Origin of the sequence: Sulfuritalea hydrogenivorans sk43H (assembly GCF_000828635.1) — a bacterium.
Lineage (GTDB): Bacteria > Pseudomonadota > Gammaproteobacteria > Burkholderiales > Rhodocyclaceae > Sulfuritalea > Sulfuritalea hydrogenivorans.
This window is the reverse complement of sequence record NZ_AP012547.1, coordinates 1,935,060-1,952,252: the sequence shown is the minus strand read 5'-3', so window position 1 is coordinate 1,952,252 and position 17,193 is coordinate 1,935,060. Positions and strand designations below refer to the sequence as shown.

At 58.3% G+C, this 17,193-nt stretch carries 19 protein-coding genes; 17 read left to right on the top strand and 2 right to left on the bottom strand.

The window, feature by feature from the left end; genetic code table 11:
• Positions 1-33: 33 nt before the first annotated feature.
• Positions 34-1,101, bottom strand: coding sequence for a nuclease-related domain-containing protein (locus tag SUTH_RS09480; protein ID WP_052473491.1), 1,068 nt, complete (start codon positions 1,099-1,101; stop codon positions 34-36).
• A gap of 160 nt (positions 1,102-1,261) precedes the next feature.
• Here SUTH_RS09480 and SUTH_RS09475 point away from each other — a divergent pair, with 160 nt between their 5' ends.
• From SUTH_RS09475 to SUTH_RS09400, 16 genes are all read left to right on the top strand, one after another.
• Complete coding sequence (locus SUTH_RS09475; RefSeq protein ID WP_041102104.1) at positions 1,262-1,681, top strand: lytic transglycosylase domain-containing protein; 420 nt, start codon at positions 1,262-1,264, stop codon at positions 1,679-1,681.
• The gene (locus tag SUTH_RS19070; protein WP_052473490.1) at positions 1,681-2,307 is read left to right on the top strand and encodes an OmpA family protein; all 627 of its coding nucleotides are present in this window, start codon (positions 1,681-1,683) and stop codon (positions 2,305-2,307) included. The genes SUTH_RS09475 and SUTH_RS19070 overlap by 1 nt, the downstream gene beginning before the upstream one ends.
• A 1-nt stretch (position 2,308) precedes the next feature.
• Positions 2,309-2,512 carry a hypothetical protein gene (locus tag SUTH_RS19065; protein ID WP_041098825.1) on the top strand — a complete coding sequence of 68 codons (204 nt, stop codon included), beginning with the start codon at positions 2,309-2,311 and terminating at the stop codon, positions 2,510-2,512.
• Positions 2,496-2,789, top strand: coding sequence for a TraA family conjugative transfer protein (traA, locus tag SUTH_RS09460; protein WP_041098823.1), 294 nt, complete (start codon positions 2,496-2,498; stop codon positions 2,787-2,789). The genes SUTH_RS19065 and traA overlap by 17 nt, the downstream gene beginning before the upstream one ends.
• 7 nt (positions 2,790-2,796) lie before the next feature.
• The gene (traL, locus tag SUTH_RS09455) at positions 2,797-3,087 is read left to right on the top strand and encodes a type IV conjugative transfer system protein TraL (RefSeq protein WP_052473488.1); all 291 of its coding nucleotides are present in this window, start codon (positions 2,797-2,799) and stop codon (positions 3,085-3,087) included.
• Positions 3,088-3,090: 3 nt separating this feature from the next.
• Positions 3,091-3,717: a type IV conjugative transfer system protein TraE gene (gene traE, locus SUTH_RS18435; RefSeq protein ID WP_052473487.1), complete on the top strand. Its 627-nt coding sequence runs from the start codon at positions 3,091-3,093 to the stop codon at positions 3,715-3,717.
• Positions 3,695-4,372, top strand: coding sequence for a type-F conjugative transfer system secretin TraK (locus SUTH_RS09445; RefSeq protein ID WP_041098821.1), 678 nt, complete (start codon positions 3,695-3,697; stop codon positions 4,370-4,372). Before traE ends, SUTH_RS09445 begins: the two co-directional genes overlap by 23 nt.
• Positions 4,365-5,657: a TraB/VirB10 family protein gene (locus tag SUTH_RS19415; RefSeq protein WP_148312900.1), complete on the top strand. Its 1,293-nt coding sequence runs from the start codon at positions 4,365-4,367 to the stop codon at positions 5,655-5,657. Before SUTH_RS09445 ends, SUTH_RS19415 begins: the two co-directional genes overlap by 8 nt.
• Positions 5,658-5,716: 59 nt before the next feature.
• Complete coding sequence (locus tag SUTH_RS09435) at positions 5,717-6,451, top strand: DsbC family protein (protein WP_231850985.1); 735 nt, start codon at positions 5,717-5,719, stop codon at positions 6,449-6,451.
• Positions 6,448-7,029, top strand: a complete 582-nt coding sequence (locus SUTH_RS09430; protein ID WP_052473485.1) for a TraV family lipoprotein — start codon at positions 6,448-6,450, stop codon at positions 7,027-7,029. The genes SUTH_RS09435 and SUTH_RS09430 overlap by 4 nt, the downstream gene beginning before the upstream one ends.
• On the top strand, positions 7,029-9,605 hold the full coding sequence (traC, locus tag SUTH_RS09425; protein WP_052473484.1) for a type IV secretion system protein TraC: 2,577 nt from the start codon (positions 7,029-7,031) through the stop codon (positions 9,603-9,605). The genes SUTH_RS09430 and traC overlap by 1 nt, the downstream gene beginning before the upstream one ends.
• Positions 9,602-10,000, top strand: a complete 399-nt coding sequence (locus SUTH_RS09420) for a hypothetical protein (protein ID WP_041098819.1) — start codon at positions 9,602-9,604, stop codon at positions 9,998-10,000. The genes traC and SUTH_RS09420 overlap by 4 nt, the downstream gene beginning before the upstream one ends.
• Before the next feature lie 6 nt (positions 10,001-10,006).
• Positions 10,007-10,789, top strand: a complete 783-nt coding sequence (locus SUTH_RS09415) for a conjugal transfer protein TraF (protein WP_052473483.1) — start codon at positions 10,007-10,009, stop codon at positions 10,787-10,789.
• An 11-nt stretch (positions 10,790-10,800) separates the two neighbouring features.
• A complete protein-coding gene (locus SUTH_RS09410; RefSeq protein WP_084207324.1) occupies positions 10,801-12,222 on the top strand; it encodes a conjugal transfer protein TraH in 1,422 nt (473 codons plus the stop codon).
• Positions 12,223-12,225: 3 nt separating this feature from the next.
• On the top strand, positions 12,226-15,042 hold the full coding sequence (locus tag SUTH_RS09405) for a conjugal transfer protein TraG N-terminal domain-containing protein (protein ID WP_041098815.1): 2,817 nt from the start codon (positions 12,226-12,228) through the stop codon (positions 15,040-15,042).
• Positions 15,043-15,259: 217 nt separating this feature from the next.
• Positions 15,260-15,904 (top strand): hypothetical protein, encoded by a 645-nt coding sequence (locus SUTH_RS09400; RefSeq protein ID WP_148312899.1) that lies wholly within the window; start codon positions 15,260-15,262, stop codon positions 15,902-15,904.
• A 173-nt stretch (positions 15,905-16,077) separates the two neighbouring features.
• On the opposite strand, the gene SUTH_RS09395 is transcribed toward SUTH_RS09400, so the two are convergent.
• Positions 16,078-16,524, bottom strand: a complete 447-nt coding sequence (locus tag SUTH_RS09395; protein ID WP_171817346.1) for a heavy metal-binding domain-containing protein — start codon at positions 16,522-16,524, stop codon at positions 16,078-16,080.
• Positions 16,525-16,682: 158 nt separating this feature from the next.
• Here SUTH_RS09395 and SUTH_RS09390 point away from each other — a divergent pair, with 158 nt between their 5' ends.
• Positions 16,683-17,165, top strand: coding sequence for a S26 family signal peptidase (locus SUTH_RS09390; protein WP_084207323.1), 483 nt, complete (start codon positions 16,683-16,685; stop codon positions 17,163-17,165).
• Positions 17,166-17,193 lie beyond the last annotated feature (28 nt).

Genomic DNA, 17,193 nt, shown 5'->3' with positions numbered 1-17,193 from the left:
TCGCCAGTTTCGGCCGAACTGAAGCAATAAGAGCTACTCCGGATTCTCAAAATAAAGCGTACTCGCCTTACATTCCGCGCACTCCCGGAAAAACTTCCTACCTTCTTTCCTGATGCGCTCCTTGTGACCATCGACACCACAGCCGATCTTGATCGGTGTGTTTCCATCGCAAGCTGAGCACTTGAAGTAGTAGCCGAACTTTCCGTACTGCACGGAAATTCTGTCGCTACCGCAACTACGGCAGATCGGCGTTTCAGAATTTGACGCGGCGGGAGCAGGTGCTGCGGGTACCGGGGCGGATGGCTTCACCGATACCGGTGGAGGGACATGGTTGGGTTTCTCGGATTTCGTTGGCTCAGGCGGTGGTTCAATCGCGCCCAGACCGAACTTGGCTTGCCAGTCGAAACGGATTGGCTTGTGCAGTTTGGCAATCTGTAGAGCTACGCTCTCCAGCGTTTCGCTACTAATGAGCTTTGCGGCGGTCGAGATTATCCCGATTCCCTCGACGGCTTTGTCGACGTGCTTGAAGAACTGGTCGTTCTTGATAATGCACTCGATGCCATCAATCTTGGTCTTCGGTCGAGAAATCCTGGCACCCTTGGAAACCAGCACCAGACTTTTCAGGTCGGGTTTGATGGTGAAGCCTAGGCGCTTGGGCAATTCGACGGTTCCTGCGTCGAAGATGCGCTGCAGGATAAGGATGTGCTTCTCGTTTTGCTGAATGGGAGATGGGACTCCATAGGGCTTGCTGGCGAAAAATGCAGTGAATTCGCCGTGGTCATTGATGGAGACCCCCTCGGAGAAGTGTTTGCTCTCGCAGACCCAGATGTCCAGCCAGCGATTGATCGCCAAATGGTCGATCTGAGCGACCAAGTCTCCGTGTACGACACGCAAATCATGGATGATCGCCCAGTTTTTCGAGTCGCCGTAATGAACCTTCATCTCGTGCGCGGCTTCGTTCTCTCCACGCATCCCCGCATTGATATTGCGAATTTCCTGCTCGATCCGCTTGCGGGTATCGCCTATGGCCTTGGGATGGGACAGAAGGGATTGAAGCGTTTCGATGTCCTGCGATTTGTTGTCTGCGTGTTTAATGATCATTCGGGACAGTCTGGGGCAGTTGGTGACGGGAAAACCGTCATCATATCGAAAGCACGTGCCGCGCTCTACGTGAAATCAACTTTCGTTGATCTTTGAAATGCGCCCGTAAAGGTCACATTTCGGCGACGCAAGGTGACGTTCGGTCCCTACCATGCGGGCCATGAATCGCTTGCCCGTTGCCATCCTGTTTGCGTCACTTTCCGTTGCCGGACATGCCAGTTGCTTTGAGCAGGCCGGGACAAGATACGGTGTCTCACCGGTATTACTGAGCGCCATTTCACAAGTTGAATCCAACGGGAATCCGCTGGCGAGAAATGTGAATCGCGACGGCAGCGAAGATATTGGTCACATGCAGATCAACAGTCGCTGGCTGCGCGTACTGGCGAATCATGGCATTGACCGTAGGGCACTGATCGATCCATGTCTCAACACGCATGTGGGTGCCTGGATTCTGGCGGAAAGCATACGTGCGCATGGCTATGGATGGGAAGCCATCGGCGCCTACAACGCCAAGAGCCCAAGCAAGCGCGTGGTCTATGCCCATCGTGTGGCGGCGGCCTTGAAGGCAAGGCGATCCTGATGCGCGCACTTGTTTCGATGGGAATGGTGATGGTGATGTCCGGATGTGCCAATGCCCCTGAATTGGCCAATCACGATCCGGTTCGCTATGCCATCGGCTGGATCAATCGAGAGTTTCTGGCGTGTCCTGAATCCCGGTGCCCTTCACCGACCCGCAAGACACTGGCGGTGGTGGATATTCCCGCCCGTGCGCAGAAATCAGCGGATTCACTCAAGGCGGTTGATGCTGCCCCCAAAGTTCCACCACCCCAAGAAGCGGTTGAGAAACGCACCGTCCATTTTCAGTTTGGCAAGGCTGTGCCTACGCCGCAGGGCCTCAAAGCAATTCTCGATCTGTTGGCCGTCGCAAAAGCCGCGACGAGGATTGAACTTTATGGCCGGACCGACGACATCGGATCGAAAGCCTTCAACGACCGTCTGGCAAGAAAACGTGCCGAGCATGTTCGTGACTGGCTGCTCAGGGAAGGGGTGAAAGCGCCCATCGTGCTGTCAGCCGAGGGAGCGTGCTGTTTTGCGGACAGCGACAAGACCGAGAGCGCACGTCAGCGCAATCGGCGCGTCGAGGTTCGTCTGGTGCATCGCGTCTTGGGACGAGATGCGGTTGGCAACAAGCAGGGAGCGCAATGAAGTGAAGTTACCCCATACCCGCGGAGTCATCCGCGACATCGCCATCGCCGGCGGCTTTATCGCCATCGGCATTCTGGCCCCGGGATCGCCGATCGAAAACGGATTTGAAGCCCATTTGGGCGGGATTTCCGTCGGTCTTGGCTTGGGCTGGTTGATCAAGTGTTTTATTGACCTACAAGGGAGCAGTCATGCAAAACAGTCGTGAATGGATTCGTGCGGTCCTCGCGCTCGTTCTTTTGGGCACCGCCACTGGCGCGTTGGCCGGTACGACCGGTACCGAATTCCAGGGGCTCTACACCTGGCTCACTGGTCTGGTTCAGGGTTATTTCGGCAAGGCGGCGGCTGTGGCAGCCATCGGTCTGGGGGCGCTGTTTTCATTGGCACGGCTGAACCCGATCGCCATCCTGTCCGGAATCGGCTTTGCCGTATTTCTTCAGTACGCGCCGACCATCGCGTCGGGCATCCTGACGGCAACGATCTGAGCACGAGATGGACGAGATCGGCTACATCCCGAAATCACTGGAAGCGCAGGAGCGCTTTCTTTGGTGGGATTTCGATCAGGCCATTCTCTTCCTGCTCGTGATGGGTACGGGGGTGGTATCGGGCGCGATGATGGCCGGGATGATTTTTGGCGGTCTGGTGGCCTGGCAGTACGGGCGTCTCAAGACCGGCAAGCATCCCAAATTCGCACTGCATGCCCTGTACTGGTGGCTGCCGAGCTGGATCGTGATCCGGGCACGCACCACGCCACCCTCCCATTGCCGCTTCTTCCTGGGCTGAGCCATGAAATTCAGTCGATTCACTGCTGATCGGGATAACCAGCGCAACGAAATCTACTTCATGCGGATTGCGGTAGGCGGTCTCGTTCTCGCCTTGCTGGCCAATGCAGGGGCCGCGCTCACCGTTGCCGGTTCGGAACGGACCATTCTGGTTCCCCCTGACATCCACACGTCCTTCTGGGTGAGCGGGCAGAAGGTCTCCACCGAATACTTGCAGGAGATGGCCTATTGGTATGCGGGACTAGCACTAAACATCACGCCCCACATCGCCGACTATCAAAAGAACCAGTTTCTCAAGTATGCCGCCCCCAGCGAGTACGGCCGCTTGCAGGCCGAATTCGGGGTACGTGCCGAATTTATTCGCAAGAACAACGCCTCGACCCAGTTTTCCACGCAGGCCATGACGGTCGACGAGAACGCCATGAAAGTGGCGCTCTCCGGCGTGCTGCAAACCTGGGTCAGCGACAAGAAGGCTGCCGAAAAGCAGACCGCCTATGTCGTCGGCTTTCGCTATCTCAACGGGAGACTCCATGTATCCGAGTTCAAGGAAACCAGCGATCAGGATCCATTCGGTGCTGCCAGCAGCGCTGCAATGCCTGTGGCGTCTGGTGGCGCTGCTATTCCTCGGTAGCGCAAGCACCGTCATCGCCGGTCAGTATCTGGAAGGCAGTCCGGACGATGGCCTGACCGCCACGATCTCGCGCGGCGAGCCCAACCTGATCCGCATCGAGGGTCGCAAGATTCGCCGGATTCAGGGTGTTGAAGGCGAATTCCAGGTCAATCCCGACAAGGAAACCGGCGTGGCCTACCTGAAGCCGGTCACCGACAAGCCGATGATCAGCCTGTTTGTCGCCGACGATGCCGGTCGGCATTGGAAGCTCAACCTGAAGATCGAGGATATTCCGGCCGAAACGGTGGTCATCCGTGACCGCAGCCGCTTGCGTCAGGAGGCCGTGGCCAATGCTGCCGATGATCCGCGCAATACAGCCATTCGGCGTGTGCTGCTCGCGCTCTCGCGTGATGCCGAGCCGGAAGACATGGTGGCGCGTGATCGTCTCGAGATCGTGCCGTTGTGGAATGAGGCCCGGTTCGTGTTGGTGCGCACCCTCGATGGTTCTTTGCTCGGGGAAAAGTATCAGCTGACCAACGTTTCAAAAGCCCGGATGGTCATCGACGAACGCGAACTCTATCGTCGTGGCGTGTTGGCGGTCATGATCGAAACACTGGAGCTGGAACCCGGCGAGGCGACCCAGGTGTTTGTCGTGCTGGAGGGGCGTGATGGCTGAACCTGCGACCTCACGCGTGTCGGGCACGATCGCCCGGCTGTCGCCCAAGCATCGCCAGTACCTGATTCTCGGTCTGGGCGTATCCAGCTTCATGCTGCTGGTGTTTGGTGGCGTAGCCATCTGGGACAAGCCGGTGCCGTTGCCGCAAGGAACCGTGCAGTCCCGACCGCAACCCATGCCGATTGCCTCGCCGGGAGCCCAGGCCGATCCACGCGATATCTGGATGAGTAAAAGCGCCGAACAGATGCGCCAGATGGAGGACATGATCCAGGGTTTGCGGCAACAGGTTGATACGCTGGATAAGAAGCCGGCGACGACGATGCCGCCAGCGCTGTCTCTTCCTTTACCGCCAGCGCCGATGCCGACCCTGGCCGCTCCGGGCACCATGCCGTCAGTGAGCTTGCCACCTCCACCCGGTGGTCCTCAATCGACCGCCGGCCTGCCGACTCGGAAGCCTGGGGAGTTGGACGTTGCCATGGAACCTGCAAACCCACCACGGCTACCTGGTATCGCCTCGTTCGAGGTCAGCGATGCGCGCTTGGCCGTTCCGACTCAAATCGCAAAAGCTGACCAAAAAAAGGAGGCACGCAGCTATGTCCCCTCGGGATCGTTCTTCCGTGCGGCCTTGCTCGGTGGCCTCGATGCGCCGACCGGCGGTCAAGCGCAAAGCAATCCCCATCCGGTGCTCATGCGGGTGCAGGACAACGCCTTCCTGCCCAATCGCTACCGTTTTCAGATCAAGGAATGTCACGCGCTGGGGGCCAGTCATGGCGATATCAGTTCTGAACGTGCCTATATCCGGCTTGAATCGCTCTCCTGTGTTCGGCATGACGGTCGGGCGATTGATGTGCCGGTCAAAGGCTATGTGGTTGGCGAGGATGGCAAGGCTGGCATGAGAGGGCGTTTGGTCAGCAAGCAGGGACAAGTCCTGGCCAATGCACTGGTATCAGGCATCGGTGCCGGTATCGGTCAGGCGTTCCAGCAGAGTGCGACGACCTATTCAACGAGTCCCCTCGGCACCATCGGCACCGTCGATGCCGGCAAGCAATTGCAGGCCGGTATCGGTACCGGCGTAGGCAAGGCGCTTGATCGCCTGTCCCAGTACTACATCACGCTGGCCGAGAAGATGTTTCCGATTATCGAGGTCGATGCCGGACGCACCGTGGATGTGGTGTTCACCAAGGGTTTCTCGCTGGAGACCGAAGGTGCCAGCGGAACGCCCGATACCTACACCGACATCTGGCGTCGGGGGCGCGAGGTCCAGAAGAAGCCTCTGGAACCTTGATCCAACATGGCTAAACACAACCCAACACCATTTCTATCGAATTCAGACAGGAGTCCTCGATGATCGCTACCTACCGTCCAATGGCCACCACTGCACTGCTGGCGACCCTCTGCCTTGCAACGTCCGTCACTCGCGCAGCGGATGAATCGGCTGATGCCCTGGCAAGCAAGCTGAAAGACCTGTATCCGGCCACCAGGATTGAACGCGTGCAGCGGTCCGAACTGCCGGGGCTCTTCGAGGTCGTGATGGGAAGGAATGCCGCCTATACCGACAGTACCGGGCGTTACTTCATCTTTGGCCACCTGTTCGACATGAAGGAGCAACGTGATCTGACAGCGGAAAGGGTCGAGAAAGCTTCCCGGATCGCATTCGATACCCTGCCGTTGGCTGATGCAATCAAGACGGTTCGCGGTAAAGGTGAGCGGGTGATTGCGGTGTTCTCAGATCCAGATTGCCCATTCTGCCGTCGACTGGAAACCGAACTGGACAAGCTCGACAACGTGACGCTCTACACCTTCCTTTATCCGATGGAAGGCCTGCACCCGGAAGCGAAAGGTAAGGCGGTCGCGGTCTGGTGCACCAAGGATCGCGCCGGCGCATGGAGCGAGTTGATGCGTTCCGGCAAGATTCCAACGAAAGCTGCCTGCGACAATCCAGTCGAACGGAATATCCAGCTGGGCCAACGATTGTCCATTCAGGGAACGCCGACCCTGATTTCGAGTGACGGCCGCTTGTTGCCCGGCGCGGCACCGAGGGAGCGTATCGAGCAATGGCTGGCGGAGACGGCACGATGAAAGCCTCGATGATCCGCTTGCTGCCCCTGGCATTGGCGCTCACTGGCTGTTCCAGCCTGATGACTGGCCTGGACGGGCAAGGGGGCTTCTCCTGCAAAGCGCCCGATGGAATTTCCTGCGCCTCACTTTCCGGTGTCTATGCCAATGCCGTCCAAAACAACCTCCCCGGACAACGCCCGCAGGGCAACGCCAGCAAGCCTGCCGACAGCGGGCAGGTATCGGCACGGCTGACGAAGAACAGCCTGCAAGCCGGTGATCCGCTACGCAGTGCACAAAAGGTTCGTCGTGTCTGGCTGGCGCCATGGGAGGACGAGGACGAAGTGCTCCACGACCAGTCCTATTTCTACATGGTGGTCGATGCCGGCCGCTGGCAGATCGATCATTCCCGCCGTCAGGCGACAGAACGCTACCGTCCGATCATGGCGCCAAAGGCATTTGCCCCACAGGCACCCGAAGCCGGGGAACGCCAGTCGTTGCAGATGGACCGGGTATCCCCTGTCTTGCCGTCACAGTCCGCATCGCCCTTGCTCATGCCACCGCCACGTCCGGCAGGCAGCACGGCTGGAGTGCTGGAGTAATGGGGTTCGCCGAAATACTGCGGGAAGCATTTCTGCCAGAACGGAATGCCGAGGCGGATCGTTTGCCGAGGCAACTGTTGCGGGAAATCGCCCAGATGCCGCGGCTGACCGGAATCCTGCCTTATCTGGCCTGGCAGGAGGATGCTCGCCTGTTTGCGCTGGATCAGGGTGGCTTCGGTGAGCGGGAAGAACACGCCATCGGCTTTTGTATCGAGACCCTGCCGCAAACCGGCGCCAACGACGAAATGGAAAAGGTGCTGGCCAGCCTGTTCGTGTCGTGTCCGCCTGGTACCGGAATCCAGGTGTCGCTCTACGGTAGTCCCCATATTCTGCCGACGCTACGCGAGCAGGCCAACCTGCTGCCGGCCTCCTCGCAGGACGAGGAAGAGGGATCGATCCAGCGCCGTCACGACAATATCTATCGCCATCTTGCCCGTCGGCGGATCGATCACTACCTGAAGGGCACCAGTGAATCGATCTTCGGCCACCAGACCTATTTGTTGCGGGACTTCCGATCAATCATTTCGGTGGTACTGCCCCTCGATCCGGAACTGCCGGCGGATGTCGATGAGGCCTTGCGCATCCGAGAAAGTATTCATGCGACGCTCAAATCGGCGCACCTGCCGGGGCACGATTGGGGCCCTGACCATTTGATCAATTTTGTGGCCGATTTCTTCGACCATTCACGCCTGTTCGGCGGTGGCAAGGCCGAATCCCTGACGTGGAACGCCGAGTTGCCATTGCGTAGCCAGCTATCCAACCTCGAGATCGCCTCGCGTGTCGGTGACGGCGACATCCGGTTTCGCAAGGCCGGTGGCGAGGAGTCGGTGCTGCAACTGTTTTCGGTACGTCAGTATCCGCGCTACTTTCGACTTTCGGGCATGAACTACCTGATCGGCGATCCGTATCAACTGGCCCTGTCGATGCCGTGCCCATTTCTCATCACCATGGGCGCCGTAGCGCTCGACTACGAGTCCGCGCGAACGCGGGCACAGATGAAAGCGGCCCGGGCTACCCAGAGCGCCGGTTCCTACCTCGCCCATTTTCAGCCGGATCTACAGGAGCGCAAGCGTGACTGGGACATGGTGCTGAAGGCGTTTGACAGTGGCCGCACCGTCGTCGGCATGTACCACCAGGTCTGCCTTCTGTCGAAGGTGGAGGATGCTTCGCGTAGCGAGCATTCGGTTCGTGCCGTATGGCGAGCGCGTGGCTTCGATCTGACCAAGGACTTCTATCTCCAGCATCAGGCCCTGGCGGCGACCTTGCCGATGACCCTGACACCGTCTCTCCAGGGAGATTTGAAACAGTTCGGACGCATCAGTACCAAGACCGCCGACAACGCGGTGATGACCTCGCCGCTGATCGCTGAATGGAAGGGGACGAAAACGCCGGTGATGACCCTGTTTGGTCGGCGTGGGCAAATCATCGGCTTCGACCTGTTCGACAACACGGGGGGTAATTTCAATTTTGCGGTTGCAGCGCTCTCCGGTTCAGGCAAGTCGGTGTTCGTCAACGAAATGACCTACCGATACCTGGGTGCTGGAGCCAAGGTCTGGATCATCGACGTCGGCCGTTCCTACAAGAACCTCTGCGAGCTGATTGATGGCGAGTTCATCGAATTCTCCGATGAGCGGCAGAACACCATCTGTCTCAATCCCTTCTCCATGATTATCGACATCAATGCCGACATGGAAATGGTGTTGCCCTTGTTGGCCCAAATGGCGAGTCCGCGCGAGTCGCTCGACAACTACAGCTATACCGCCTTGGGGTCGGCCATCAAGCGGGTCTGGGATGCCAAGGGTAGGGCGGCCACCATCACGGATATTTACGAACTGCTGCAAACCGGACGCCTGTCGAATGTAGGCGAGTATGAACGGGATCTCAGCAGGCTGGCGACGGCCTTGGAGCCCTATACCCGCCATGGTGTCTATGCCAGCTACTTCGAAGGCGAGTCAAACATCCAGTTCGACAAGGATTTCGTCGTTCTGGAGCTGGAAGAGCTCAAGTCGAAGAAGGATCTTCAATCCGTGGTCATGCAGCTCATCATGTACCGCATTACCCAGGAGATGTACCGGGACCGTTCGCGCCGCAAGCTGGTCATCATCGACGAGAGTTGGGATCTGATGGGGACGGGCGCCAGCGGCGGATTCATCGAGGCTGGCTATCGGCGGGCACGGAAATACGGCGGTTCGTTCGGCACGATCACCCAGTCGGTCGACGATTACTACAAGAACGAGGCGACCAAGGCGGCCATCAACAATGCCGACTGGCTGTTTCTGCTGCGCCAGAAACCGGAAAACATCGAGCGTCTCGGCAAGGAAGGCAAGCTGTCCCTCGACGAGTGGCTCAAGCGGCAACTCGGGTCGGTGAGTACCGAGCATGGCTACTACTCAGAAATCTACATTCATTCGCCGATGGGTTCGGGCCTGGGACGGCTGATCCTCGATCCCTTCTCGATGCTGACCTACTCAACACGCGCCGAGGACTATGAAGCCATCAAGCGGTTACGCGAGCAAGGTGTGAGCGTGGCCGATGCCATCGAGCAACTGGTCGCCCAGCGGGAGTCACGCACATGACCACCTGGAAAGCACACGTGGCAACTGGCGTTCTGACACTTGCCGCGGGAAGCATTGCACTGGCTTTGTGGTGGGGTGTTGAACGGGAGCGATCCCCGCGACTGGGGCGAGTCGATATTGCCCAGATTGTGGCCAAACAGCAGAAATCCTTGGTGGAACGCGTGAAGCCAGGTATCGACGCACAGGAGCAGGGGCGGATTTTTGAGGACGCCAAAGCCTTTGGAAATCGCCTGGATGCAGCACTCGAACAGGCCAGTCGCGAGTGCGGATGTGCTCTGATGAATTCAGCGGCATTGCTGAAGGCTGCCCATGCCGCTATTCCCGATCTCACGGATCGGGTCGAAGCGCTGGCGAGCAGCCCGGCCCCGGCTACCCCGGCGACCTCGGGGCGATGACGCTTCATGCGACATATCGCGGCCATGGCGCTGATGACAACTTTACCGGCCTGGGGGCAAACCGGACTCGACTACCCGTCGTCGTGGCAATGTGGCGAGGCGCGCTTCCACTGGTATTGCGACCTCAGTGTCGATGAACCGCTGGAGCCTCCTCCCGCGAAACCGAGCAAGGAAAACACGGAAGGCGAACAGGCGGTCGAGGATCTGAAAAAGCTTCGCGAGTCGGTGGAGCAGAAGAGGGCACTGGCGATTCTCAAGCCCACCCAGGAGAACCTCAAGTCCTACATCGTCGCTCAGGAAGCATTGATGGACCGGGCGTCGGTGTTTTCCGATGTATGGCGGCGGGTCATCTGGGCCAATCCCGATCTCAACTACCAGCTGCGCAATCCTTCCAACAACGCCGCCATACAGGTCAGGGACAGCGACCGGGCACGCAAGGAAACGCAGACCTTGTCTGCGATCGCCAAGGAATGGGGTCTGTTCTTCATCTTCCGATCGGACTGTCCGTATTGCCATCGTCTGGCGCCGACGCTCAAGTACCTGTCGGAACAGTTCGGCCTGACCGTGTTTCCCGTTTCCCTCGATGGCGTCGGTTTGCCAGAGTTTCCACAGCCTGCTCGGGATAACGGCATGTCGGCGGCGCTGGGCGTGAGCGTCGTCCCCATGGTGGTACTCGGCAACGTCAAAGATCGTCGCCTGATCCCCGTGGGATCTGGCGTGCTGTCCGCGCAGGACATCGTCGAACGGATTTACGTCCTGACGCAAACCAAGCCGGGTGAGTTGTATTGAAGGAGAGTCGCATGGGTAAGCAAGGTTGGAGCGTAGGGATGGCGGTTTGCTGTGTCGGCCTGCTGACTACTCCCGCGCAAGCAACGGTCAATCAGTCGATGCAGGATTGGTTCAACGACATCGGCGCCTACGGCAATGTCACTGGACCGAATGCCTACCGCGGGCAAACCATGAATCTCTATACCGGTGGCAGCCTGTACATGCGCACCCCGGTCCGCAACTACCAGCTCGCCAGCATTGCGCCTCCCTCATTTACAGCCGGTTGCGGCGGGATCGATCTTTTTGCCGGATCGTTTTCCTTCATCAACAAGGAGCAGTTCGTCGCCCTGTTGCGCAATATCGGCAACAACGCCATCGGCGCAGCGTTCAACATGGCCTTGTGCTCGATGTCGCCAGACCTATGCGACTTGTTGAAGTACCTGCAGGACCAGGCGACGAAGATGAACAATCTCAACATCAACTCCTGCCAGGCCGCCGAAGGCATCGTCAGTGCGGTAGGCAGCATGGTGACCGACCGCGTACAGGAAAAGGAGGGCAAGACGGCAGGGGCCAGCCTCAACATGTTCGGTGACGTCTTCGAGTCTTGGGACGAGTGGAAGAAAAGCCGGACGACGGCCAAGAACATCCGCACGGCGGCAAAGGCGACCTCGCAGGGTGCCCGCGAAATATTCGATCCGGGCAATGTCGTCTGGCGGGCACTGGGAAGGGTGTCGGGCGTCACCGACGAGACGCGTGAGCTATTGATGAGTCTGACCGGCACCGTCATCGTCACGCCGCCAGGCGAGAACGCTGACGAAAAAGCCAAATGGACTTACCTGCCGGGAGGCAAGCTGACCTTCCGGCAGTTCGTGGGCGATGGCTCATCCACGACCGTGAGCCTGCCCGGCCTCAAGTGTGGATCGGATCTGGCGGAGTGCCTCTCGCCGGCGTTTTCAGAAACGGCCTTCACCGTCGCCCCATTCTCCCGGCAGGTACGTACCCGGATTGCCTCAATGCGCGACAAGATCATCAATCGGGATGCCGGGGGGCAAACCTCGATGGACACGGCGCTGATCGGCAACTCATCGCTGCCGGTGTGGAAGATGCTCTCGGTGGCGAGTGCCATCCCCGGTGGCGACCGGATCACGGAAGACTATGCCCAACTGGTCGCGGTCGATGTGGCCTACGCCTACTTCACAAACCTGGCCAAGACGCTGCGCAATGCCTTGCAAAACGAGTCCGGCAAGGGCGGACCAGATGCCGTGATGGCCTCGGAACGTATTCTCACGCGCCTGGCGGAGATCGAGCAGGAAGCGCGCGACATGCTCCGTGCCGAGTATCAGAAGGGGATGCAGGTCGCCGAATTGAGCCGGTCGCTCCAGCTGCTCCACCAGAGCATCAATGCAGGCATGCCAACCAACATTTTCCAATCCATGGCCGTATTCAACCGCTGAGCCATGTACGAGGTCTATGCCTACTGGAACGTCGCCGAACTGGAGGCGATGTTTAACGCCATCGCATCCCTGATGGGAAGCGCAGATTATCGGGGCTTGCTTCAAACCATCGCCATCGTCGGCATCATCGTCGTGGTGATCGCCACGCTGACGGGACGTGAGCGGCTGGACGGCATGTGGAAGTGGCTTTTCTTCCTCGCCATTTTTCAGGCCATGCTGCTGATCCCGAAGGTGACCGTCACTATCGTGGATCGTACCGGCAACGAACCACCCAGGGCCGTGGCCAATGTGCCGATCGGGCTGGGCGCGTTTGCGCACACCATGAGCAAGGTCGGCGACTGGCTGACCGGTGCTTTCGAGACTGTTTTCGCTTTGCCGGACGATGTGAAGTTCCGCAAGAACGGCACATTGTTTGGACACCGGGTGCTAGCCGAACGACAGGCGATCAAGAGCGGCAATCCCGTCATTACCGGCAACCTTCTCGAGTTCTATCGTGAGTGCGTGGCGCCGGATGTGGCCACCGGTTACATCCGTATGAAGGAGGACATCCTTGAGGTCAATAATATCTGGTCCAGTCTGAACGGCAAGACCAATCCGGCTCGGCTGGTCACGATCAGGGACACCACTGATCCGACTTTACTGAGCACCGTGGGCTGCAATGTCGGATACCAGACCCTGACCACCCAGATCAACGCCGAGGCGACCCGGCAGATGAATCTCCTCGGGACGCGCCTCTATCCCCGGATGACCACGGCCGATGCCGGGCTGGCGGTTGCCGGTTCGCTGGCAACGTCCACGAATTACCTGCTGGGGATCTCATCATCGGCGCAGGACACAGTCAAGCAAGCGATCGTCGCGAATTTCATGATCGACGCCCAGTACATGCTGCCAGCCCAGCTGGGCGATGCCGCCAGCGCGCAGACCAATCTGGCGATGGCGCAATCGCTGCGCTCCACCAGCGACTCCTACAAGCTGATGGCGCGAATTGCGGAATCAACCATGCCCAAGGTGCGCAACGCCATCGAAATGATCCAGTACGCGATCTTTCCGGTCTTCCTGTTGTTTGTCGTCCTGAGCGGTCACCAGGCAACCGGCGTGATCAAGTCCTATGCGGCGAGCCTGTTCTGGATTCAACTCTGGGCGCCCCTGTATGCCGTGATGAACTTCATCATCACTATGTATTCCCGCGCCCAATACACCAACGGCAGTGCCGGGGCCGGGATGTCGATCGAGCAGATCGGCTTCCTCAATTCGGCCATCGTCAGCGATCAGGCCATTGCCGGCATGCTGGTGATCTCCATTCCCGCTATCGCGGCCGCCATCGTAAAAGGAGGGGAGGTGGGGCTACAGGCCGTCGCCGGACTGGTCGGACCGCCCCGCGACCCGGAAAAGATCGCCAGTGGTCTGGCCATGGGCAACATGCAGATGGGCAATGCTTCGCTCAACAACTCAAGCCACGACACGATGCGCGGGCTATCGGTGGACATGAATCCAAGCCTGCGGCAGGGCATGACCCAGTTTCAGGCCAAAGGCGGCTTTGACTACAACCATTTCTCCGGGGGCGGTTTTGTCGTCAAACAGGCCAAGAGCGATGTGCGGGCCGACATGGCGCTCAACGATTCCTTGGGTGCGGCTGCCAAGGAAAATTACGAGCGTTCGCAGCAGTCAACACAACAGCATTCCTCGGAATACGCTGAAAGTGCTCTGGCGGCGCTAAAGCAGGAAGCCGGATTCGAGCGATCTCACGCGAAGTCCTCCAGTGACACTACAGGTTATCGGCACGGCATGGGTTCCAGTCGCGGCCAGGAAGCCAACGAATCGCTGCGGCAGGTGGATCAGTGGGCCAGGAAGCTCGGCGTCAGCGAGAAGGTAGCGATGGAAATGATGGTCGGCGCCTCAATGGGGATGAGCACTCCCAAGCTGCTTGAGGTTGCCGGCCTGCGGGGTGGCGTCGAGATGTCGGCCAAGTTGCGTAACTCGGCCGATTCGATGCGGGCCTTGGAGGAAATGGCCCAGTTTGCCCGTGATTCGAGCTTCGGCAAGAAGGTCGGGACGGTGATCGACAATGGCTGGGAGCGGGGTTACCGGACTAGCGATGAAGGAAGAACGGCAGGTTCGGAAGGTCAGCGAGCCTCGCTGGACCGTGCGCGTCAGTCACGCGATGCACTGAGCACTTCGCTCCAGGAGACTGAAGGACATCGCCAGATGTGGGAGCTTTCCCACTCAGGCCAGCTGGGATCGAATCTCCAGTTGCAGGATCATTTCATCAAGGATTTCCTGCTGCCGAAGCTCGAATACAACTACGAGCGGTTCCAGGGAATCATGGGGGATCCGCATCGTCTGCGTCCCTATATCGAGGAATACACGGCACAGAATTACGACCGGATGTTGGGGCAGATGGCGGGGCAGGTACAGGGAGAGGATGCTGTTCGCGCTAGCCATGCCACGGGTCGCGCCGGCGTACCCGGGCAATCAAGCGTTGAAGCCGACGGGACCGGCTTTATCGGCCAGGTGAAAGGCGCTGGCGGAGCAGCCGGCGTATCGCCACGCACCGGTCCGAGCGACCAGGCCATGCACACGGCGATGAAGGAGTTCTCCAGAAACAGCCATGAGGTGCGGGATCGGCAGGAGGCCGCCACTCAAGTGCATCAGGACAATTCCACGCCATCGAACTTCAGGAAACTCCAGCCATCCTCCATGGTCGGGAAAGGGGCGGAACTCGTCGAAAACGTGGGTGAGGCGGCAGGGAATGTTGTCGATGGCCTGAAGGGTGATGCGCCAGGTCAATATGTGATGGATACCCTGAAGGGTAAGAAATGAAACTTGCGGTAAGGGTATGGCGTGACTTCGCAAACTTGTTCTGACGAGCATTGCTTAATTCATGAGGATCCACAGACTGGAACCGATCATTTGCGGACCTGTCCCCATAGTCGCCATTCAGGACATTCCGAGGCTGCCCGCTGAAGAAATTATCCAGCACATTTCTCGGCATAACAATTGCATGGAGCAAGTGACTATTCGCTAATAGAGGCATGCAATGATCGTTCAATCCACTTCAGCACATTATTCTGGCGCCGGAATTGCGCGTTCGCTAACACCTCGGCAAACACCGATCACAACGCCGGCAAATGTTGCCGATACTATCAATATTTCTATCGCGGCTAGGGAGGCCTTCGCATCGTCGGGTGCATCCTCAACTACTGCAAGCGTGGATAAGTCTGTCGAAGCAAGGCTTGCTGCGATCAAAAGCAAGGATGGCATGAGTAGAACGCAGGAAGAGCAAGATTACGTGCGCGCCAACGACAAGAGGCTGGCTGAAATCACTGCGCAAGGCAAGCCCCCAGAAAAACTTACCGCCGATGAATTGGACTACGTGCAAAAGGCCGCAGGGTTCGTCAATACCTTTGGCAACCTCAGTCCGGCGGAAAAGGCGCTGTATGACAAGGCGGTGGCAAGCGGCAATACAGAGGCCGCCGCAGGTATTAGCCAGATCGCATTGATTCGACAGGGAGGGAACATGGCGGGAGGCGCCAACGGTACGACCTACAACCCGCTCACGATGGAAATAACAGCGGCCAACATCGAGAAATTCTTTAGCCACAGCATTGTCGATCCGAGCGGTAACGCACAGTCCAGATTCGATGCCTTGATTCAGTTCTTGCAAGAAAATCCGGTGGCTTGATGCAAGGCTGCTTCGGCAGCTCTGCCCAAAAAATCACATCACTGATAATTGAACGTCAGCAATCCCCATCGTGGTGATTCCACTTTGGGTCCGAAAGAGGCATCGACTAAGGATTGCAAGTCATACGCGGTCGCAGCAATTGAGAATGAGTTTAGTCATAACTGCCGATGAGGCTATACCTTGGATTTGACGACCACGGCTGTTCCCAGGTAGGTCACCCGAGAAACACGCCATTGCGAACCCGCTTGATCGTAGTGCGTATTGGTTTTTCGCAAGCCAACGATGGCATTCGCCCCCATCGCCAAGGCTTGCTTTCCCAGTGCTAACAAGGCTTCCCGTTCGGCAAGCAGGTAGTCCGCGTCGGACGTTGCTTCGATGCCCGACATCGACTCCACGAAACCAATCGTTTTGACGATGGAACGCTCAGGGACTGACTCCGTGGAAACCAGAAATAACTGTTCCCTGATCGAAGCTAGCGCAGTGTCGAGTTGATTGAGGCGCATGGTATCGCGATGACGGTTTTGCCGTCCCCATTTGATCAGGATTGAGACTGCCAACAGAATGGCTGCCAGGGGAAGCCATGTCATCAGGCTGGACGTTTGTACTGCGGCGGTACTCATCAGGTGTTCTCCGTGGTTTCGCATCAGCTTCGCACACAAGCTCAAAACTGCAAGCGGGCCGATCCTGACAAGGTTCGCAGCGTTCGGGGAATTGAAATGCAGCCGGAAAGTCCGCATTTCGATCATCCATAGCGTCATGGCCTCCGTAAAGTCTGGATATGACTGAGACTCACACACACTGGCGCCTATGGCGATTACCCGTCGTACTCTGGTGGATGGCTGGCTATCTCGCGTTCACCAAGGTTTTCATGGTGACGCTCAATTTGACCGACAGCCTGCCTGGAACGATTTTTCTCATCGACAAGCGAACCTTTCCTAGCCTGGGGGAGTTCGTGGCCTTCCGGTGGGAAAACGACTGGCCTTATCCACGAGGCAGTATTTTCGTGAAACGTCTGACCGGCATACCTGGCGCTAGCGTGACGGCCAGCGACCGGCGCTACTTTGTTGATGGCAGGGAAATGGGGTTTGCCAAGGAATATTCAAAGACCGGGGTGCCGCTGAAGCCTGGACCCACCGGGGTAATTCCAAAGGGCCACTATTTCGTATCGGCTGATCATCCCGATAGCATCGACTCACGCTATGCGCTAACGGGCTGGGTTGCCGATGACCAGGTTCTTGGACAAGCCATGCGCCTGTTCTAGGTCGGTCAAACCGTATCAAGTCCTTCCC